Here is a 19,625-nt window from a genome sequence, read left to right as displayed (position 1 = left end):
CCCTGTGGATTCACTCAGTTATTGAGCGGAGGTACGATGGTCCAGTAATGATAAAAATTGATCTCTTCGCATTTATCACTGTATACATAGTAATGGCTGATGCCAGGATGAATATAAAGGCATTCATTATTACTATTAAACCGCATAAGCATTCCGCCAGAGCTGACCAGTTCCAGATTGATTTGCTGAGTTCTCAATAAGGGATCACAGGTATCTTCAATGACCTGATATTCTGTCCCGTAATATTGTAGGCATAGTCCTGAGTATCTATTTTTAAATGATACCGTACCATTCCTATTATAAATATATTTCCAGTTTGCATTTTCTTTCCATCCTCCATTAAGATTATATGCATAATCAGCAGATAGATATTCTTTTTGTTTGTATTCGGAACTGTAGACCAACGTGCCGCTACCAATATTATAGAGAGATACAGCCTGATTACTTTCTTCCAATACGCGCGATGATAAGTGTTCTCGGTTATCAGAACGAGGGATGACATTATTAATGTTGTGAGCCTCAGCATGAATTCTCACTGTAAGTAAAATGATAAATATCAGTGCCATGTTTGGTTTTTCTTTATTCATGATTTACCTTTAGTCCGTTTATTGAAATTTAGAACTTCCGTTTCCCACCCCATGCTATTCTCACCTCAGTTCAAACTGTAAAATAATAGCATCCGGAGCCTGGCATTACGCTTATCCGAATTAAATATCACACTGAAAACAACGTAATAAGCCTTACTAACAAATAAAAATAATCTCCTAGCCAATTTCAAATAAAAATCAAATTATAAACCCAATAATAACCATGCGAATTAATATAATATCGACGCATAACTATAAATTGAATATTTACTGTAGAGGATAAGTAGTCGAATGGCGCAACAGATAAATTAAGTGAATTACTGGCCTAATTTAAATTATTGGTCCATGCTTAGACTCGAAATATAAACCAGAACCTGAGTTATATTGGAAATTATTGATCCGAAACCGCAAGGAGATAGGCATGTCATTTAAATCATTACGTAATATCCCATTGGCTGGTTTGCTGCTGTGCGCAGCCACCGCGTCATTTGCTGCCGCTACCAGCCCGACTACGCCAGCGGATATGAGCTGTAAAGAGTTTATCGACCTGAACCCGAAAAGCTTCACTCCGGTCGTATTCTGGATGTTGAATGACGATACGCAATATAAAAAAGGCGATTTCGTTGACTATCAAGAAATTGATACCGTTGTAACGCCGAAGGTGGTTGAGTTATGTAAGAAATCACCAGAGAAGAAGGTCAGCGACTTTAAGCAAGATATTGTTAACTTCGCGAAAAAACACCTGTAATCGTTTTCAGAGACTCCTTCTCGGCCGCAGGGGAGTCTCTGTTATTTCTCTTTTATGGTTGAGTTGAATAGTTGAGCGATTAGGTTACAACGTCACTAATCAGGTTGCGTGACTTAACAACAACGCTCCCCTTTTCATCTCAGTCGAAGTGGACTACAGAGACTTAGACTTTAAGAATGCTGCATGGTCGACGAACATTTTCACCGGATCAAGATGCACTGGCACTACGCCAGCCGTTTGGTTGACCGCATCCATATGGTCCATTGAATAATTCGAACGAATAACTTTACCTAAATGCATACTAAAACGCCCTACCATGCCATCGTTCTGTTCTGCCTCTCTAATAAAGAATTGTGAACCAACGCGCATCGCGATATGCAGTGGATCAGCTGTATTCAACCCTTGCTCAAGAATCCCTCCTTGGATAAATCCACCCCATGAATAGTAATGAACGCCGTTTTCAACTTCCTTGCCTTCGCCCCCCCATTTCTCTGGCAGACCCTGCGGATATTTGGCGTTAAATTCCGTAACGCCTTTCGTGGTTAATGCATCCAGTGACGCAATAGCATCCTGAGGCAGTTCTGGATGACCACTGAGTAAAGACATTAAATTTGTGAATGTAGAGACAACCAAATTAGCCACTGATTCAGGCAGGCCACCTTCGACAAAGGCTTCACGAACCCGATCGGCAAACTCTGAACCGTGGTTGACACCGTTAACCGAAGTGACAGACGCCACCAGGTCAGGACGCATCGCGGCAGCATAACGGCAGGCTAAAGGCCCTTGGCTGTGGCCGATGAGATTCACCTTTTTCGCTCCGGTTTTATTCAAAATATATCGAATAAAATCAAGTAGTTGCTCACCTCTCGTTTCATTTGAATTGGTTGCAGAAACTGACGCAGTGAACACTTGTGCACCGGCAACTTCCAATGCTGGCTGGATTTTGAAAAAGTAGGGATAGCCCAGCATTTTGTCAAAACCAAATAGGCCGTGTACTAAAATAATAGGGTACTGTGTTTTTGTTGAAGTTTTCATATTACTCATCCTTGAATTAATTTTCATTATGTGTACAGCAATATACTGTATATATGCACAGCATTTATATGGTGGATAAAATACAACAGGAAAATAATGCGAAATGCGCAAATGATGACCAGCATCATGTTTGCAGCTCCGATTGTAACCCGCAATAAACACTTTAGTTACACTAATGAAACTTTCTCTATTTTCTTCATTGAGGGCAGTCAAAATTAAAGGGTTTCGACTTCATCATAACCAGCCATTAAAAAAACAAAAAAATATAGCTTTATTTACAATTGGTTATAAATTAACTGACGATAAAAATCTTAGAGATAAAGACTCGGGGAGAGGCATCTGTTTTGCCGTCTACTATGGAAAAACAGATGATAGATAAAATAAAATGATGATAAAGATAAATGCCAGTCCTACTCATCTGCGCCTGGCGCCCAACCTTATTTATAAACAGGTACAATATTTAGTGCACTTATTGAGCAATGGCCTTAATTTCGACCATTAATCCATAGTGCAATTCGGCTACGGGTACTACGCAACGCACTGACCGATGTTCCCCTAAACAATGAGCGTATAATTGATTGAATTGCAAGCACAATCCTTCATCGTTCAGATACCCCCGAATCCGTATCAACGCACTGCAATCGCAGCCACAACTAAGCAGTACGCGATCTATATTGTCGAATACCTGTGCCAACTGAGATTCAACTGGCTGATTCGTCAACGGTTTCCCTAGAGCAATTATGGTCAACTGGCCGAAAAGATAGGCCCGGCCGTCGGCGCAGGCTACGTGGCTGTCATGGCCTGGCGGCGGATTTCTATTAAGATTTATCAGGTGAATATCAGAGATTAATTTTCCTGCTGGATGAAGTGGGCAAAGCGGCTGAGATCCACATTTCCACCGGAAATTATCACCCCGACCCGTTTGCCGCGCAGGTCCAGCGCCTCCCCAAACGCCACAGCGGCCGCCAGACATCCCGTAGGCTCGGCCAGTATTTTCATCCGACTAGCAAGAAATTTCATGGTTGTAATTAACTCAGCGTCGCTGGCGGTAAGTATGTCGTCCACTCGTTCTTGTATCACCGGAAAAGTATAGTTTCCCAGAAATGGCGTCTGCGCACCGTCGGCAATAGTGTGCGGCGTAGCGATTTTCACAATTTTCCCACTGCGAAAGCTCTGCTGCCCGTCATTACCCGCTTCAGGCTCAGCGCCGATCACCAAACAGTGTGGATTCAAAGCCTTGGCGGCCGTGGCGCAGCCAGATAACAGACCGCCACCGCCCAAAGGAACGATGAGTACATCCAGGTCCCCCACTTCCTCAAACAGTTCTTTCGCCGCCGTGCCCTGCCCAGCCATTACATGGGGATGATCATAGGGAGGTATCAGCGTTAAACCTCGTTCAGCCGCCAATCGTTTTCCAATCGCATCGCGATCTTCGGTATAGCGATCGTAGAGAATGACTTCGCCACCGTAACCTTTGGTAGCGGCAATTTTCACCGCTGGCGCATCAATAGGCATAATGATGGTGGCGCGGATGCCCAGTTTTCGCGCGGCCAGTGCGATGGCCTGAGCATGATTGCCAGATGAAAAAGTGACGACCCCCTTCTCTCGCTGCTCTGGTGTTAACTGCGCTAAAGCGTTAAAAGCGCCGCGAAACTTAAAAGCGCCCATGTGCTGAAAATTTTCACATTTGAAAAACAACGACGCTCCGGTTTGGGCGTCTGCCGTGGCAGAAGTGAATACCGGTGTTTTGACTACTTCATCGGCAATACGTTGATGTGCCTGTACAATATCGTCATATCCAATTGCGAGCCGGGGCATTTTCAACTTCCTTCATCAGTTGGGAGATAGGTATAAACTGTGGAGCGCGCGACCCCAAAATTGTTGGCCACGACTGTTTGCGCATTTTTCAAATCCATCAATCCTTCCTTGGCCAATTGCCGAACCACTTCACGGCGTTGAGCCGGCGTCAGGCCGCGTGGCGTGGTGTTCCAGGCCGTGGCGAATTGTTCCAATCGCGCACGCAGAGTTTCCAAACGCGGGGATTGCAGATTTTCCTGAATGTCATTGGGCAACGTTTGCGTCAGCTGCGCCAGACTGCTGCTAACGGCGGAGAACAGAGAAATATCCATATTGAGGCAGAGCGCACCAATAAACTCTCCTTTGCTATTTTTCAAACCGATAGAGGTGCTTTTGGCTGGGCGACCATCGGGAAACTGATTGGGGTAGTTTTGGAGCACTTCGGGAAAGTTAGGATCGGCTATGCGGCTCAACCCCAGTTCTGTAGCAGGTTCCCCCACTTCTCGTCCGGACAAATTATTAGCAATTGCCACAATGGCGTACTCCGGATGGGTTAAATCGTGCAGCACGAATTCCACCAGCGGCGCAAAAGTGTTTCCTAAGGCTTCGACAATTTTTTTGCTCTCTCGAAGTAAGAGCTGGTCTTCTGTAAGTTTCATTTCTGAATTATTGTCATTAAGTGACATAATGTCAAATACTGACAATAATTACCGTCCACATATTTTTAGGCAATAAAAAAGCTGCACCAGGCAGCTTTTTACAGAGTTCCATTTCACCTATCGCACATCATCATAGGTGAAATAAATAGAGGCTATTTCGCTTGTTCACTCAGTGAAATCGAGCTTTTTAACGCCTGATCCTGCTGATGACGTTCCAAAGCGAGTTCAATCAGTGTAGTGATAAGCTCGGTAGAATTGATGCCAGTGGCGCGCCACAGCTTCGGATACATACTGATGTTGGTAAAACCAGGTAACGTATTGATTTCATTGATGACAATTTGGTTATCAGGCGTCAGGAACACGTCCACACGCGCCATACCCAAACACTCCAGAGTACGGAACGCTTCCACAGCTACGGCGCGAATATTATCGCTGATGTGTGGCTCCAGAACCGCCGGAATCACAACCTGAGCACCGCTGTCGCTAATATATTTGGTATCGTAAGAATAAAATTCATCGCTGATCACCACTTCGCCACACAGGCTGGCTTTCGGGCGATCGTTTCCCAATACCGCACATTCGATTTCACGCCCAACAATAGCCGATTCAACCAATACTTTATGGTCAAAACTGAAGGCCAGCTCGACCGCATGGGCAAATTCTACGGCATTACGAACTTTACTGACCCCAACGGAAGATCCCTGATTAGCCGGTTTGATAAACAGCGGCAACCCCAGTTTCTCCTGCACTTGCTCAAAAGTGTATTGGTGACGATTGGCGCGGGTTAAAGTGATAAACGGCGCAACGTTCAGCCCGGCATCCCGCAGCAGGCGCTTGGTCACGTCTTTATCCATACTGGCAGCCGAACCGACTACGCCAGAGCCGACAAAGGGAATGTTCGCCATGCGAAGCAAGCCCTGCAAAGAGCCATCTTCGCCTAGCGTACCGTGAACAATAGGGAAGACTACGTCCAGTTGCGTCAACGCTGCGGCATTACTTGCATCAATCAGTTGATGCTGTCGTTGGCCCGGCACCAAAGCGACGTTTTGATTCGAGTGATTCAGGGCGATCAACGCAGGGTTTTCCGCGTGTAACAGATAGCTCGACGCATCGTTAATATGCCACTGGCCCTGTTTATCAATGCCTAACAAGGTGACTTCAAATTTTTCCGTATCTACGGCATCAACAATATTTTTAGCCGATTGCAATGACACTTCATGCTCAGCCGACTTGCCACCAAAAATGACCCCAACCCGTATTTTCGTCACGCCAGATTCCTTCTTCAACCCATTACCAACCGATAAGTAAAGTCATGCTAAAATTCGCACAGCAACATTGTTATTCTGCTTTTGGGTAACCCCGGCACGTTAGTTATTCTGCCCCCGATAAATGGGCGGCGAAATGTGACAATTCAGTGCTCTAACAGCAGGCTCATCACACTAATACAGTTTTCTGCTCTACGTAAGTCTTTCCTTGCGGAATAAGACAATCTTGACGCTGGAAAAAGCTTATTGCTAGCTAAATACTCTAACTAACCCAACCTTGGCTTGGTTTTAATAAATTTCAGATCGCAACCTGACGTATTCTGGTTAATAAAGCACCGCATTATTTTACAGCCATCTGGCATAAAAAATTCGATTAAAATATTTCCCCTTTCATAATTACGCCGTTAGGTAACTCTCTCTATCCGTGTAATAATCCATAGACAGGTAGCATTTAGTTACCTTATTTCAGTGAGTTACCGTGTATCGGTGATTTCCACACTCTTTCTACCGTTGCCTATTTTATTTGGCTAGCGTCAGGGACTCAGACTATGCGCAGGATTTTCCTTCTTCTTTCTTCACTTATGTTTTCATCTTATTCGTTGGCGGACTGCCAGAGCTTTATTCCTCAATTGGCGAAAACACTACATCCGGAATTAACGCTAGCGCCGTCAAACCTGAACATCTGTAAAGTCTGGCCCTATGCACCGGATAAAACTATTGTCGTGATGACCCTGATTTCGGATATTCCCGAACAGTATTCCGATCAACCGACTTATGATGTCGATGTATTAGTGGTCGATTCGGCTACCGGTAAGTTAATCGCTCACCGCTACGATCAAAAAGCCATCAGCGATGATGCGATTTATACCGATAACATTAGCATTGACACCGCACGCTATCAATTAACGGCGGAGAACCGCGCCTTCGGCATACGCACCTACCATCGCGGTTCATCGCGCGTTAATCCAATCGCGGACTACGTATTAACCTTATATAACCTGCAAGATGGCAAACTGAATAAATTAACTAAGCCGTTGCAGATGGATCAATATAGCGGCGAATGGGACGGTAACTGTACCGGTGAATTTTCCGAAGATAAACGCACGATTTCCGTCGCTAAAACCCAGACTCACGGCTTTAACGATCTGCAAATCAATTCGGTCACCACTTCCCGTCGCAGCGAATTATTAAAAGAAGATAACTGTGTCGATAAAGAAGTCAAAGTGAGGAAAAACAGTATGCTGTTGAAATACAACGGCACAGAATATTCAGTTCCTCAAAAAGCGTTAAGTTTTTATCCGTTTTAGCGAAAGCCCCTTTTTGTCAGCACAGCGCTGGGCATGCACCATGCCCAGCGAAACTTCACCCTGAATTTAACGCTAATATTTCAGCGAGATAATCAACATGACGGAACAACAGCGCGCGCCTTTAGCCATTGGCATCGATTTAGGCACGACCAATAGCCTGATTAGCGTTTGGCAAGAGGGGCAAGCGGTACTGATTCCCAACGCCTTAAACGAGTTTTTGACCCCATCGGTGGTCAGTATCGACGAGGACGGCTCTATTTTGGTGGGACGCGCCGCGCTTTCTCGCCTGACCACTCATCCAGAAAGGTCAGCCTCAGTGTTTAAACGCTATATGGGCAGCAAAAAGCAGTTCAAACTGGCTCAGCAAAACTTCGATGCGCCCGAACTGTCCGCTCTGGTGCTGAAATCCCTGAAGGCCGATGCAGAAAACTATCTCGGCCAACCGGTTAGCGACGTTGTGATTTCAGTTCCGGCCTATTTCAGTGATGAACAGCGCAAGCAAACCCGTTTTGCCGCTGAGCTGTCGGGGCTGAATGCGGTTCGGTTGATCAACGAGCCGACCGCCGCGTCCATGGCTTACGGTTTGCATACTCAGAATCACGGGCGCACTTTAGTGTTCGATTTGGGCGGTGGAACCTTCGATATTACCGTTCTGGAATACGCATTACCGCTGATCGAAGTTCAGGGTTCCGCCGGTGACAACTATCTGGGGGGCGAAGACTTCACTCAGGCGTTGATAAATGCGGCGCTGAAAGAGTGGCAATTGTCTGCCGAATCGATACCGGCAACGGATTTGTCTCGCCTCTACCACAGCGCCGAACAGCTGAAATATCAGTTCAATGGGCAAACGGCCCGCTACGAATTAAGCTGGCACTGGCAAGACAAGCATTGGTGTATGGCTCTGGATGAGCTACGTATTGAAGACATCTGGCTACCGCTGATCAATCGCCTGCGGGCGCCTATCGAACAGGCGTTGCACGATGCACGTTTGCAGCCACAGCAGTTGGATCATTTGGTGTTGGTCGGCGGCGCATCACGGATGAACATCATTCAGAAACTCGTGGTACGTTTATTCGGCAAACTGCCACATCAGCACCTCGATCCTAGCACTATTGTGGCGTTAGGTGCCGCCGCGCAGGCCGCCTGTCGTTTACGTAATGAAGATATCGAAGAAGTTATTTTGACCGATGTGTGCCCCTACACCCTAGGTATTGCTACCGCCGAGGAGAAACGCAGCGGTATTTTCTCACCGATTCTGGAACGAAATACCGTAGTACCCACTTCGCGGGTGGAGACTTACTCCACTCGCTATCCGAATCAAAAAGCCATCAGTATTGCCATTTATCAAGGGGAAAGTCCTCACGTAGATAACAATATCTTTATCGATGAGTTTGAAGTTCCAGTTCAGCCTAACGGACGCTTGCAATCTCTCGATGTGCGCTTCAGTTACGATATCAACGGGTTGTTAGAGGTGGACGTGAATATTCCAGACAGCGGCGGCACTTTTAGCAAAGTCATCGACCATAGCCCAACCGGACTGACAGAGCAGCAGCGTCGGGAAAGCCATCAACGTCTCAACTGCCTGAAAATCCATCCTCGCGACAGTCTGCACAATCGGGCGTTATTAGCGCGTATTGAGAAAGCCTGGGCGCAGACGTTAGGTGACCCGCGCAGGCAAATTGGCATTTGGTTACGGGAGTTCGAGACGGTGTTGGCCGGGCAGGATGAAGAGGTTATCGCGCCGATTCGTCAACGATTGGAACAGTTTCTCGACGATATGCAGCTATAAACCATTTAGGACTCAAGCGAGATATGTAGCTTAAACCGATCGTAACTTAAGCGAATTGCGACTTAAGCCCTATGCCGCGATAGCAGAGACGAAAACGCGGGAGGCACCTGCGACGGTGCCTCCCCTCGGTTATTCGCCATTGCCCGCTGGCGGCCCGCTATGGGTAAATCCAGGATAACTTTTACCGAAGAAAAACAGCAGCAACGGGAATAGGGTTAGCATACTGACCAAAGCCTGAAGGCGCGGGGATTCCTGATTGAGATCGTTGGCGCGACGAGTCAGACCGCTAAACAGATTTCCCACCATCAGGACAGAAAGTAGCAACGTATTAGGCAAAGTATCCAGCAGCACTATATCGCCAACCAAGCTAATCAGCAGGGTTCCACCCGCCACTTGCTTCACTAATCCTCCGCGGCCCAGGCGCGTTTTCAAACGCCAGAACTGCCAAAAGCGACTCACCTGACGCGGCGCATTTTTGAAACCGGCTAAACGCTCTCGCCCTAATTGTACCAACATAATGGCGGTTAATCGCAGCGCCGGATCTTCCTCTTCATCTTGCGCCCAAAGTAGCCATTCATCGCTCAATGATTGTTCCGGCAGATAGTCCGGGTTGTCATAAAAACGGAAATTACCGGTAGCCAGACTCAGTAAGCGTGGATTTTCCTTCAGTAACGCTGTTTTAGATTCCAGATGCGGCGGCGTGATATCCACGATCATTTTTTTAAACGCCGCTTCATCCCGGGTTTCCGTCTGTTGCTCTTGCAACGCTGCCACATAATCATGCACACCGTGGTAGGAGAAGAAAGCCCACAGCAATGATTTATGAGGCATCGGCGATTGCGCCATCAGAGACTGCCACTTAGCCTGATAAAAATCGCAACCGCTAACGTGCGCGCAATACTGATAGTGAGCCACATAATCATCCACCGTCAGCGGCAAATGCGTCCAGCAAAGATAGTGGAGCCGGTCTTCCATGCGTAACTGATGTTTTAACTGCTCAACCCCGTTGCCCCGAGTCAAATCGACTCGTTTAAACGCTCGAAACAGCGAAAAAGCCAAGTGCTGCGGCGGTAGAAGGCGTGAATCAGCCTGACAGATCGTCGCCATTTGATCATCGGCAAATCCCAGCATCAATATCAGCAAGATACCCTGACGGAAATCATCACGATGAGAAATATTTTGCGGCGCGGGTAGCTCGATTTTATCCATTGTAGACAAGAATGTGAGCCAATCCTTAATCGGTTCCAGTTTGGGCTGGTACAACTCGCTTTCATATAAATGTGCGAGATTCAACGCAGGTAAATGACGCCATTGCCACAACCACATTTGGCACTGACGGATCGCCGTTTCCTGACCCAATATTGACGGCATTGGTTGATCCTGCGGACTATTCAGCCAATGAATTAACCCGGCGATCACTGTGGAATGTGTTAGCCAATCCAATCGTTGGGCAGCCTGTCGCTGTAATCCATGTAAAATCAGGGCTGCCAGCGGCGAATCCGGCTGCGGTTCATCCAGAATATCCTGTAATAACGCTTCGTTCCCCAGTGCTAACATGCTGGCGTGCCAATACAAACGGTCGATCTCATTCTCACCGCGATTATTCAGCAAATGCGGGTACATACTCTCTAACCGATGCGCGCCCGATTTCCATTTCACCAGCGCTTCCCCTTGCGGAGAAAACGTCAGCTGCGATGCATTTCCCCAACGCACCTGCGTCTGAATCGATTGGGTCGGCCTCAGATATTGCTGCTCATCGTCATCGATTTCCATCGAGGTATCAGCCGGATAACTGGGGCGATCCAACGCCTGAATCAGCAATGGCAACATTTCCGGCTGCTCGCGGCGACACCAGGACAACATGCCCTGCTCGGCTTCAGCATGTTGATCTAACTGATACAAGGCCATCCAGTGAGCTATCGCCTGCTCGCCGTCGCCCAGTAAATTGGCATGGCGAGCGCACAGGTACAGCCAGTCCGCATCTCGCGGAGATTCTGCCAGTTTTGCCTGACAAAGGTCCCGCAGCCACGGGCTGGGGATTTCGGCTAAACTGAACCAACGAGCCATTTGCTGTAATAATTGCTGACAATCTGGCCAGAATATCGCTACCGGCATCAACAACCAGCGCCGTAACGCCGCGGCAGGCTGTTCCCAATAAAGCTGGCGCGCATGATGGAAATAAACCACAGTTTCCACCTGTGCGGGCAAACTCATCGACGACAGCAAGGAAAAATCGAACATATCTTCACGATAGATATGATTTAGAAATGCATCCATATCAGCCGCAGCTTGTAACGATATTTCATCTAGCCTCTTGCGCCATTGCAAACGTTCCGCCAGCAGCCGGACACAGTTAGCGGAAAGCGCAGCCCCCTGGTGAACGCGCCCTAACAGCGGCCAACGTAAACGATCGACTATTGTCACGCTGTATTGATCAAGATGATAAATGAAACGATGCCAGCTCTCCGGCTGATAGCGCTCGGTCGGATTGACTAATAGCTCATCGAATTCGCTCAGCAGACGTTGAATCGCCGGATAATCCTCATCGATAAACTCATCGTCGTCGTCGTCCTCATCTTCTTCAGAATCTGACTCATTATTGATGACGCTTATCCGTTGTTCACTCTCTGTGACATTATTCTGGTTCCACAGGGAACGGGAAATCACCGGTTTCTCCGCCCAGCGGCGCGCCTCATCATAGGCCGCACGCAGTCGCTTAAACCCTTCAGGATCGCTTTCCGGATGGAAGTCAGGCAAACGCTGACGATAAGCCGCCTGAATAATCTCCTGATCTTCCGTTGGAGCCACGCCCAGCAGTGCCCAGCAATTTGTCTCCATCACAGATTCACTCCCTGTAAAGATTCTGGTCGTTCTATTTCGATTATTTCGATTTGCCACGGAAGGCGCTTAAAAGTCGGGTTTCGGGTGAGATACAATTCGCTGGCATACTCCATGCTAGCCGCCGTGCCGCTGCATTGACTGAGGGCAAAATTCAGGGTTTCCGGCGTGTCGTTATCTTGCGTTAACCAATAGGCTCGGCCAATCAGAAAGGCGTTATAATAACTTTCCCAATCACCGTAATAATGCCTAGCGCGTGAAGCAAATTGGGTATGGAACCACAGATTTTCCTCTTCATTAATCCAACGGTTGAGCAGCCCAATGCGGCATAAAAAACTGACGCGAGCCAAATCCCAGGCCTGAATTCCTCCTTCACCGCAAATTGCCGCCGTCTCAGCGACCAGATTGAGCCAAACCTGCTCTCGCCCGGTGCGTTGAGCCACGTAATCCTGCCATTCCCTATGGCTAAAGCGATGCCACATATGATAATAACCTGCCAAATGTGGTGCGTGGCCGTCATCGGTCATCCGAACGACCATAGCGATCAGTTCCTCGCGATTATCCACGCCCCAGCTCTCGGTTAAATCTACCGTAGTATCAAAAGGATAGAATTTAGGGCAATCATAGGCCGCCCCCTGTTCCTGGTTCAGGGCAACCAAAGGCGCAGATAGCGTCAATAACCAGCGCTGATAATTTTGATCAATCAAAGGAGTGTCCATTCATCTGAATTCGTTCTCGGTATCCGTTAGCAGTGAGCCACGAAAAATAAGGCATCACCGCTAAGATAAATGCCAGAGGCAAATTTGGGCGAAACGCCGCCCTTCGTATCAATAGTTAGCTTTAATTAGCTTTCGTAAACCCAGGTATGTTTAGGACACCCCTGCGGGCCGGGGGAAATTTGCTTACCACTTTCATCAAACTTTGTTTCGCACCCCCCTACAACCACGCCTTGTTTATAGATTCCGCGGCTTTTTACCTGTCCATTTGGGTAATAACAGATATTTTCGCCCTCTCGATGAGCCCCCTGATTATCCTTATACTCTTTCCCCTCGAGAACAAAAGCTTCAAAACCTTGCAGATGGACGCGACATTCAATCTGACCGTTCGGATAATAACTAGTCTGAATACGCGAATCATTTTTACCTAGCAGGGTTTCATCTTTTTTCTGCCCGTTGGGGTACCAGCTATTATTAGTTTGCTGACGTCCCCACAGATAATCTTTATCGCTCACTGGACTGCCATCGGGGTTAAATTCGCGCTGATGTCCGCAATAGCCGCTTTGTTCAAAACCATTACTGAATTGGCAAATGTTAGCCTCAATCAGCAATACACCTTTCTCATTGAATACCTGACGGATACCGGTATTTCTACCGCGAATGTAATCAGCAATTTCTTGAGGCTTACCGTTAGGGAAGTTATAGCGGAAGGAGCCATGCAGTTCTCCATTTAAAAATCCACGATCTGCACGTAACGTCACGCCATCTTCGTAATAAACAATTTCTCGTCCGTTTAGTTGTCCGTGTGCATAAGTACCACGAGACAGTAATTTACCTTGCTCGCTGTACACTTCTTTATCACCGGATAATTCACCAGATTTATAATTAGAATATTCCCGCAGTTGGCCTTTGGCATCAAATTTACGATATGCCCCGTCCCTTTGACCTTTGCTCAGCACTAGCTCTTCGCGACCGCCGTCTTCGGTCAAAATAAGCCAATCGCCGGTTCTGAGGTCGTGCAAATAGCTGCCGACTGCTCCGGGCATTCGCCAGTGACCTTCTTTTTCACCGTTTACGTAGTTTCCCTGCTCAGTAATCTTCCCTTTAAACTGTCTCTCGCTTGGGCCATTACGCCGATCGTTAACAAAAGTATCGAACCCCGTTAGGCCATAGTCTTCACTGGCTTCACCGTCACTAATTTCCCAACGCCCTTCGCGTTTGTCGTTCACCATCATGCCGGTGCGACTTGCTTCACGCCCGATGATTTTCCATTTACCGTGGCGTTTGCCGTAAACATAAGTGCCGAATAATTGCTCCTGTTCGCCGTTATTGATACTCCATTCGCCGGTTTCTTTCCCTTGTTTATATTGTCCGCGTGTCATAATTTCGCCCATTTGATAGACAATATATGGGCCATCTTCAGTACCGCGATATTGTTTAGGATCGGCTTCCCAGCTCATTCTGGCAATATGGTAACTTGGGCGCGCATCTTCTTCGCTAAATACCCAGCGGATATAAGTAACAGTCAGGAAAAGCCCTTCTTTTTGCTGGTATGTTTTTTATAAAATACCGCGTCGGTAGAGAAGAGATCTTTAGGTTCAGGTATGGGTTGCTCGTCTTCATTAAAGTAGCTGACCAATTTCCCCTGCAAATGATCGATCGCGTCAAATTCCGCAATTCCGGTCGGCTGGTAAGTTATAGCGAGGTCGAATGGCGTCAATTTAGCTAATGCGGTTTTAATCATCACCGCCGTCGGCGCTTTTTGATTGCTGATAATCTTATCGAGGGCAGACTGCAATTTATCGACTTTAACAAAACCGCGACCATTCTCCCAATAGCGATAAGCTCGTAATTGATAGGCCTTGCCGGTTTTACTTAATACCAAGGTCAGCGGGCCAGCGTTATCCATATCGAAGAAAAAGACCGACTCAATACTGGCATGGCCAAAACGATCCAGCGTACGCTGTGTAGGATCCGGGTTAGCTTCGTCCTCACACAGACAATAATATCCGTTAACCCCATTGGCCTCTTTAATAAAGGCGATCACGGCGGTGCCTTCTCTGGCACCATAAATAACCGGGTGAGCCAGCATTTTGCCATCGAAGAAGTAAGATTGAGTTTCAGCTGCCTGAGCACCGCTTCCCAACGTCAACATCCCGGTTAATATGGCTATCCCTATACTTTTCATTTAACAATCAGCCTTAGCGCTCAGCAATTTTTAATAATTTATAAAATTGCGTGAGTGTATATGCCAAATTGTCTATTTAAGCAATATGATTAGTTGATTAACCAGTCTGCTGCCAAAACTGCTCTAATCAATTGACAATAAAAGAATAAAAATTTTGGATATGGCAGTGTTAAACCCCTTTATCTCTACATTTTTTAGTGACAGACACGGCGCTGAGGAATTTAACTCCCTAGCTCAAACGCCTGTTCAAAGGGCAAAATGTAGCATTTAGCTTAATTCAATTTTTATCGCCGCCATTCCATCTCAAAACACTGCAAATATTTTTGCGCTGACGGTGAAAAATACTCGCCCTCACGCAGCAAATTAAAATCATGGCGTAAATAAAATGCCAAAGCGTTGGGGGTTGAGGAAAGCCTCAGGGTATTAATACCGCGGGCAATAGCCTCCTGTTTAATAGCGTCCAGTATCCGTGAACCCACGCCTTTTCCCTGATAGGTATCCCGCGTAAATACCGCCTCCACAGAATGATTTTTAAGATCGAGAAAGCCTGAACCAACGGGACAGATCCCTGCTTCATCATCTATAACAAAACATGGATTGACCATGATGACCGGAGGAAATCCCGATGGCATGACATCTGGCGTAAAAGCCGCAAGCGTGGCCTGATCATAAACGTTCCGACAGCCACTCCTAAGGGCATTATTTCTTAGCGCCCATAGCGCCTCGGCTTCTTCTACTCTGGCTTTTCTCACTTGCATAAACGCCCCTTTCTATAATGTCAATGTCGTCGTACCAAAGTATATTGCCCTATTGTGCCCATAGGGGCTGTGATTGCGCGTTCAAATAGCGTAATAGTTCCGCGAGATAAATCCGTTACTAATCATCAATAATAGATTTCAATGCAAACTGGAGGTAATATTATTCTCGTTGCTGATATATTTATCTTTACTGAGCAACAATAAGGTAAACGGAATTTAAGGGGAAATGAATGGACTTGAAAATAGTTTTTTTGCTGGCTTGCGCCACATTAGTTGCCGGATGTTCAAGCTCTTCCGATGCTGATTCTTACTATCAGTGTCACGATAAGACCTCAGCAGAATGTCGTGGTAAATATATGAGTTCTGGCCATGTGATAAATGAAAAAGGCCAGACTGACCGTCGAATGCAGCAGGTTCAACAACGCGGTCAACAGGACAACTCTACCGACGGTGGCGCTCGCTTTGGCTGGTAAGCCTTCAGTTTGCGTCTTTTGACCTCTACTGAAATCCTAAAAAGCCTATTACTCAGATAGCGCCGTCTGTTTCGGCGCTATCCTTATTTTCCCACTGGCGCAGTGCATTAAGATTAAAATCCTCTTGTTAAACTGCCCTGGAAAAACGCCTTAATAATAAACTTCAGTTTATCCTAACGACTTTTGGAGCAGATATGGCTCAGAATATTTATGATAACCCGGCATTTTTCGCTGGCTACGCACAATTGAATCGTTCAACTCAGGGGTTAAACGGCGCACCAGAATGGCCATCGATTGCCAAAATGCTACCCGACCTACACGATCTTAACGTTATTGATTTAGGTTGCGGCTACGGTTGGTTCTGCCGTTATGCCCGCGAGCAAGGTGCTCGGGAAGTTAAAGGTATTGATGTTTCCGCCAAAATGCTGGCCAAGGCCAATGAAATGACCGACGACAGCAAAATAAGCTACTGCCGTGAGGATCTGGAACAACTTAAATTACCGGAAAATAACTACGATTTAGTCTATAGCTCATTAGCTTTGCATTATGTCGTTAATCTATCGGCACTGTTCGACACGATTTTTCGCTCTCTTAAACCCGGTGGGAAATTTGTTTTCTCTGCCGAACACCCTATTTTTAGCGCACCGATCCAGCAGGGTTGGTTAACTGATGATAAAGGCCAAAGATCATGGCCGGTTAATCATTATCAGGCCGAAGGCAACCGCGTCACCAATTGGCTGGCAGACGGAGTGATTAAGCAGCATCGTACGTTAGCCACTTATATTAATCTGTTGATAGACGCCGGCTTTACTCTACATCGCCTTGAAGAATGGGGGCCTACGGCGCAGCAAATTGCAGAACAACCGGCATTGGATGAAGAAAAAGAGCGCCCAATGTTATTTTTGGTTTCTGCTACAAAATCTTAATGTGCCACTATTCCAGCTATATACATCGTCAGCGCAGGCCATTTAATTTCCTATAAAACCAGAAAACCCGCACAAGGCGGGTTTTTTGTTGGCAATTTTTATCGGATAGAAAACCGGGGATTTCTATCCGATAATTAGCCGTTATTGCCTGTCTTTACAGGACAACAACATTGGCCGCCGAAGGCCCTTTCGCGCCGTTCTCAATCGAGAACTCTACGCGCTGACCTTCATCCAGCGTTTTAAAATCGTTGCTCTGGATAGCAGAGAAATGCACGAATACATCTTTGCCACCGTCCGCTGGGGTAATAAAACCAAAGCCTTTACCCGCGTCAAACCATTTTACTAAACCAGTCATTTTATTAGACATAGCGATACTTCCTTTATTTGTTTTTTAATTGCCATCTGGCGTAACGGTCAGAAATATTAATAGTTATGGGCATCGCTAGAGAGGCATTGACAAAGAAGGTATCGTTCGGATAACGCTAATTCGACGTACTGCTTAACTAAAACTGCTGACATAATCTTTACTGCAAACCGGTAATACTTTTTATGGAGAGGGCTTTCACTGCTCAGGGAAACCCGTCATCGCGGTCGGAAAGCCTCTTCCCGTTATTGCCTGTCTTTAAGGGCAACAACATTGGCCGCCGAAGGCCCTTTCGCGCCGTTCTCAATCGAGAACTCTACGCGCTGACCTTCATCCAGCGTTTTAAAATCGTTGCTCTGGATAGCTGAGAAATGCACGAATACATCTTTGCCACCGTCTGCTGGGGTAATAAAACCAAAGCCTTTACCCGCGTCAAACCATTTTACTAAACCAGTCATTGTATTAGACATAGCGATACTTCCTTCATTTATTTAAGCTGCCATAAGGCAAGAGAGGTCTGTCTTTCAGTTATTTCTTATGGGGCACTTAAGAAGGAGTTTCGCGGTGAAGAGGTATCTATTGAGGATAACGCTAATACTGTGAACTGCTTTACTAAAACTGCTTTCATAAGGTCTGTGTTCCAAACCGATGACGCTATTTACTCATAGCCAATCATTTTAATCAAGCCTTATTTATAAATAAATTAAATACCCATTTAGACGTCTGGCTGTTTAGCCATAAATATATCCAATAAGATTCCGTCAGCATAAACCAAATAAAGCACGCTGTTTTACGCTGACGAAACATTACATTAAATATATCGATAAAGATTTATTTTCACCCTTAGCGATTTATTAACAGTTTTATTGAAAATCCTTTTAGATTCCCTGAAAAATTAAAATATCCAGAAATCAATTTACAATAACCCTACCGTGTAACTCCTGTACCGGTCGATTATTATCGCGATGAATGACCGACTTAAACTGCGTAATCTGGTTTTCAGAAATGCTTAAAGGCTGTTTAAACACCAGCCAGCGTACCCCTTCTGAACAAGGCGGTGTGGTTAGCGAGCCGCTGAAGCGATAATAATATTTGCTGTCCGGAATCAGGCCATTGAGATCCAACGCTGGATTGATCTTCTGTTCCTGATTCAATCCTTTTGGCATTTGCTGCCACACTTTTTCCAGCGCCATATTTTCTTTGCCCAGATTGTACATCACGGCAACAACCAGCAATTCTCCCTGCTCATTTTTATGTACGAAGTGTGCCTCCATCGGATATTGCTTACCCTTTATGGTATTTTCACTGGGAGCATGGAAATGCAGCTGTTTCAGCATAAAAGTTTCGCCATCTAACTGCACTTTATTCCCTTTGGGTACGTTCAACTGAATCGTATAACCATTATTTACGATATTCAGCGTCGTGGTAAAATATTGCATGGTCAGCGGTGCCAGGTTACTTCTTAACTCCCCACGGATATCTATCGGTGACTGGTTTTGTCCATCCTGACAAAGATGAAATTCGGGTTTCTGCATCTCCAAATGCTCAGGAGACGGTTGACCTTCATCAGTCCAAGAGCTGGTTTCATCAGCCTGAAGCGAAAAGCTCGCGCTCAGTAATATCGCTAATAGCAACTTACCTTTCATTGGTATGTACTCCATTACGTTAGTGTTTTAAGCTCAAACCCTTATCTTATTAATGGTTTTCAGACATATCTCCAACTAGTGAGAATCCTTTTCACTCTTTTTACCACCACAGACACGCGCGCTCACTCCGCTCTAAGGCCAACTAAAGTTTTAAAGAATATATACGCGATGATTTACCCATAGGTGATATCCCATAGCGGTGAAGATGAAAATGAAACGCTTACAATAGCCAATATGGTGACGGCATAAATACAAAGCAGAAAATCCTAATAGACGATGGACCCTCAATAGCAGACAGAGTGATCCTTCCACTGCCGTCTCGCGCTAATGGCTGCCAATATGATTATTCATAACATCCCCCAAGAGCGGGTTACGCCATGTGGAATTCGCCGTGCGCGGCATATTGTGGAAATCTTTGTTAGTAAGGCATTTTTTATGATTAAAGCGAGCGCTATGCCACAACAAAACCTCTATACTCGCAAGATAAGCGCGCTATACTTTGAAGAATAAGGGGGATATATGCTTATAG

The 19,625-nt window shown here is 46.2% G+C and carries 19 protein-coding genes; 5 read left to right on the top strand and 14 right to left on the bottom strand.

The window, feature by feature from the left end:
* Nucleotides 1-14 precede the first annotated feature (14 nt).
* The gene (locus tag PL78_RS18455; protein WP_064517902.1) at nt 15-587 is read right to left on the bottom strand and encodes an RICIN domain-containing protein; all 573 of its coding nucleotides are present in this window, start codon (nt 585-587) and stop codon (nt 15-17) included.
* A 421-nt stretch (nt 588-1,008) separates the two neighbouring features.
* Between PL78_RS18455 and hdeB the strand changes: the two genes are divergently transcribed.
* Nucleotides 1,009-1,335, top strand: coding sequence for an acid-activated periplasmic chaperone HdeB (hdeB, locus tag PL78_RS18450; protein ID WP_064517900.1), 327 nt, complete (start codon nt 1,009-1,011; stop codon nt 1,333-1,335).
* A 153-nt stretch (nt 1,336-1,488) separates the two neighbouring features.
* Here hdeB and PL78_RS18445 read toward each other — a convergent pair whose 3' ends face one another.
* The 5 genes from PL78_RS18445 to ddlA all read right to left on the bottom strand — a co-directional run bounded on the left by PL78_RS18445 (nt 1,489) and on the right by ddlA (nt 6,094).
* Complete coding sequence (locus PL78_RS18445; RefSeq protein ID WP_064517898.1) at nt 1,489-2,370, bottom strand: lipase family alpha/beta hydrolase; 882 nt, start codon at nt 2,368-2,370, stop codon at nt 1,489-1,491.
* Between the two features lie 469 nt (nt 2,371-2,839).
* Nucleotides 2,840-3,118, bottom strand: coding sequence for a RidA family protein (locus tag PL78_RS21145; RefSeq protein WP_420822906.1), 279 nt, complete (start codon nt 3,116-3,118; stop codon nt 2,840-2,842).
* Between the two features lie 98 nt (nt 3,119-3,216).
* Nucleotides 3,217-4,188 (bottom strand): threo-3-hydroxy-L-aspartate ammonia-lyase, encoded by a 972-nt coding sequence (locus PL78_RS18440; protein WP_064517896.1) that lies wholly within the window; start codon nt 4,186-4,188, stop codon nt 3,217-3,219.
* A gap of 2 nt (nt 4,189-4,190) precedes the next feature.
* The gene (locus PL78_RS18435) at nt 4,191-4,826 is read right to left on the bottom strand and encodes a helix-turn-helix transcriptional regulator (protein WP_064518565.1); all 636 of its coding nucleotides are present in this window, start codon (nt 4,824-4,826) and stop codon (nt 4,191-4,193) included.
* A gap of 152 nt (nt 4,827-4,978) precedes the next feature.
* On the bottom strand, nt 4,979-6,094 hold the full coding sequence (gene ddlA / locus PL78_RS18430) for a D-alanine--D-alanine ligase (protein ID WP_064517894.1): 1,116 nt from the start codon (nt 6,092-6,094) through the stop codon (nt 4,979-4,981).
* A gap of 545 nt (nt 6,095-6,639) precedes the next feature.
* Here ddlA and PL78_RS18425 point away from each other — a divergent pair.
* Together PL78_RS18425 and PL78_RS18420 are read left to right on the top strand one after the other, a co-directional pair.
* The gene (locus tag PL78_RS18425; RefSeq protein WP_128821890.1) at nt 6,640-7,398 is read left to right on the top strand and encodes a PA3715 family protein; all 759 of its coding nucleotides are present in this window, start codon (nt 6,640-6,642) and stop codon (nt 7,396-7,398) included.
* A 97-nt stretch (nt 7,399-7,495) separates the two neighbouring features.
* Nucleotides 7,496-9,187, top strand: a complete 1,692-nt coding sequence (locus tag PL78_RS18420) for a molecular chaperone HscC (protein WP_064517890.1) — start codon at nt 7,496-7,498, stop codon at nt 9,185-9,187.
* A 129-nt stretch (nt 9,188-9,316) separates the two neighbouring features.
* Here the strand turns inward: PL78_RS18420 and PL78_RS18415 are convergent, their stop codons facing one another.
* The 5 genes from PL78_RS18415 to PL78_RS18400 all read right to left on the bottom strand — a co-directional run bounded on the left by PL78_RS18415 (nt 9,317) and on the right by PL78_RS18400 (nt 15,687).
* A complete protein-coding gene (locus PL78_RS18415) occupies nt 9,317-12,028 on the bottom strand; it encodes a J domain-containing protein (RefSeq protein WP_145933983.1) in 2,712 nt (903 codons plus the stop codon).
* Entirely contained in the window at nt 12,025-12,732 is a 708-nt protein-coding gene (locus PL78_RS18410; RefSeq protein ID WP_235600989.1) for a DUF1266 domain-containing protein, read from the bottom strand. The genes PL78_RS18415 and PL78_RS18410 overlap by 4 nt, the downstream gene beginning before the upstream one ends.
* 137 nt (nt 12,733-12,869) lie before the next feature.
* Nucleotides 12,870-14,201, bottom strand: a complete 1,332-nt coding sequence (locus PL78_RS20045) for a toxin-antitoxin system YwqK family antitoxin (protein ID WP_084414361.1) — start codon at nt 14,199-14,201, stop codon at nt 12,870-12,872.
* A gap of 65 nt (nt 14,202-14,266) precedes the next feature.
* On the bottom strand, nt 14,267-14,929 hold the full coding sequence (locus PL78_RS20040) for a hypothetical protein (protein ID WP_145933981.1): 663 nt from the start codon (nt 14,927-14,929) through the stop codon (nt 14,267-14,269).
* Between the two features lie 284 nt (nt 14,930-15,213).
* Nucleotides 15,214-15,687 (bottom strand): GNAT family N-acetyltransferase, encoded by a 474-nt coding sequence (locus tag PL78_RS18400; RefSeq protein ID WP_064517884.1) that lies wholly within the window; start codon nt 15,685-15,687, stop codon nt 15,214-15,216.
* Between the two features lie 230 nt (nt 15,688-15,917).
* On the opposite strand from PL78_RS18400, the gene PL78_RS18395 reads away from it, so the two are divergent.
* Nucleotides 15,918-16,160 (top strand): hypothetical protein, encoded by a 243-nt coding sequence (locus PL78_RS18395; RefSeq protein ID WP_064517882.1) that lies wholly within the window; start codon nt 15,918-15,920, stop codon nt 16,158-16,160.
* A gap of 194 nt (nt 16,161-16,354) precedes the next feature.
* Nucleotides 16,355-17,086, top strand: coding sequence for a class I SAM-dependent methyltransferase (locus PL78_RS18390; protein ID WP_064517879.1), 732 nt, complete (start codon nt 16,355-16,357; stop codon nt 17,084-17,086).
* A 154-nt stretch (nt 17,087-17,240) separates the two neighbouring features.
* Here the strand turns inward: PL78_RS18390 and cspE (PL78_RS18385) are convergent, their stop codons facing one another.
* From cspE (PL78_RS18385) to PL78_RS18375, 3 genes are all read right to left on the bottom strand, one after another.
* Nucleotides 17,241-17,453, bottom strand: a complete 213-nt coding sequence (gene cspE / locus PL78_RS18385) for a transcription antiterminator/RNA stability regulator CspE (RefSeq protein ID WP_064517877.1) — start codon at nt 17,451-17,453, stop codon at nt 17,241-17,243.
* Nucleotides 17,454-17,695: 242 nt separating this feature from the next.
* Nucleotides 17,696-17,920, bottom strand: coding sequence for a transcription antiterminator/RNA stability regulator CspE (gene cspE / locus PL78_RS18380; RefSeq protein ID WP_064517875.1), 225 nt, complete (start codon nt 17,918-17,920; stop codon nt 17,696-17,698).
* A 441-nt stretch (nt 17,921-18,361) separates the two neighbouring features.
* Nucleotides 18,362-19,096 carry a carbonic anhydrase gene (locus PL78_RS18375; protein WP_064517873.1) on the bottom strand — a complete coding sequence of 245 codons (735 nt, stop codon included), beginning with the start codon at nt 19,094-19,096 and terminating at the stop codon, nt 18,362-18,364.
* Nucleotides 19,097-19,625 lie beyond the last annotated feature (529 nt).

Origin of the sequence: Yersinia entomophaga (assembly GCF_001656035.1) — a bacterium.
GTDB lineage: Bacteria > Pseudomonadota > Gammaproteobacteria > Enterobacterales > Enterobacteriaceae > Yersinia > Yersinia entomophaga.
Note: the sequence above shows the minus strand (reverse complement) of the source record. Positions and strands in the feature narration are given on the sequence as shown.

Excerpts from the sequence above, each read along its gene's own strand:
- PL78_RS18435 (WP_064518565.1), bottom strand. The coding sequence starts at position 4,826 with ATGAAACTTACAGAAGACCAGCTCTTACTTCGAGAGAGCAAAAAAATT.
- PL78_RS18375 (WP_064517873.1), bottom strand. The coding sequence starts at position 19,096 with ATGAAAGGTAAGTTGCTATTAGCGATATTACTGAGCGCGAGCTTTTCG.
- hdeB (WP_064517900.1), top strand. The coding sequence starts at position 1,009 with ATGTCATTTAAATCATTACGTAATATCCCATTGGCTGGTTTGCTGCTG.
- cspE (WP_064517877.1), bottom strand. The coding sequence starts at position 17,453 with ATGTCTAATAAAATGACTGGTTTAGTAAAATGGTTTGACGCGGGTAAA.
- PL78_RS20040 (WP_145933981.1), bottom strand. The coding sequence starts at position 14,929 with ATGAAAAGTATAGGGATAGCCATATTAACCGGGATGTTGACGTTGGGA.
- PL78_RS20045 (WP_084414361.1), bottom strand. The coding sequence starts at position 14,201 with ATGAGCTGGGAAGCCGATCCTAAACAATATCGCGGTACTGAAGATGGC.
- PL78_RS18420 (WP_064517890.1), top strand. The coding sequence starts at position 7,496 with ATGACGGAACAACAGCGCGCGCCTTTAGCCATTGGCATCGATTTAGGC.
- PL78_RS18400 (WP_064517884.1), bottom strand. The coding sequence starts at position 15,687 with ATGCAAGTGAGAAAAGCCAGAGTAGAAGAAGCCGAGGCGCTATGGGCG.
- PL78_RS18445 (WP_064517898.1), bottom strand. The coding sequence starts at position 2,370 with ATGAAAACTTCAACAAAAACACAGTACCCTATTATTTTAGTACACGGC.
- PL78_RS18395 (WP_064517882.1), top strand. The coding sequence starts at position 15,918 with ATGGACTTGAAAATAGTTTTTTTGCTGGCTTGCGCCACATTAGTTGCC.
- PL78_RS18425 (WP_128821890.1), top strand. The coding sequence starts at position 6,640 with ATGCGCAGGATTTTCCTTCTTCTTTCTTCACTTATGTTTTCATCTTAT.
- cspE (WP_064517875.1), bottom strand. The coding sequence starts at position 17,920 with ATGTCTAATACAATGACTGGTTTAGTAAAATGGTTTGACGCGGGTAAA.
- PL78_RS18390 (WP_064517879.1), top strand. The coding sequence starts at position 16,355 with ATGGCTCAGAATATTTATGATAACCCGGCATTTTTCGCTGGCTACGCA.
- PL78_RS18455 (WP_064517902.1), bottom strand. The coding sequence starts at position 587 with ATGAATAAAGAAAAACCAAACATGGCACTGATATTTATCATTTTACTT.
- PL78_RS18440 (WP_064517896.1), bottom strand. The coding sequence starts at position 4,188 with ATGCCCCGGCTCGCAATTGGATATGACGATATTGTACAGGCACATCAA.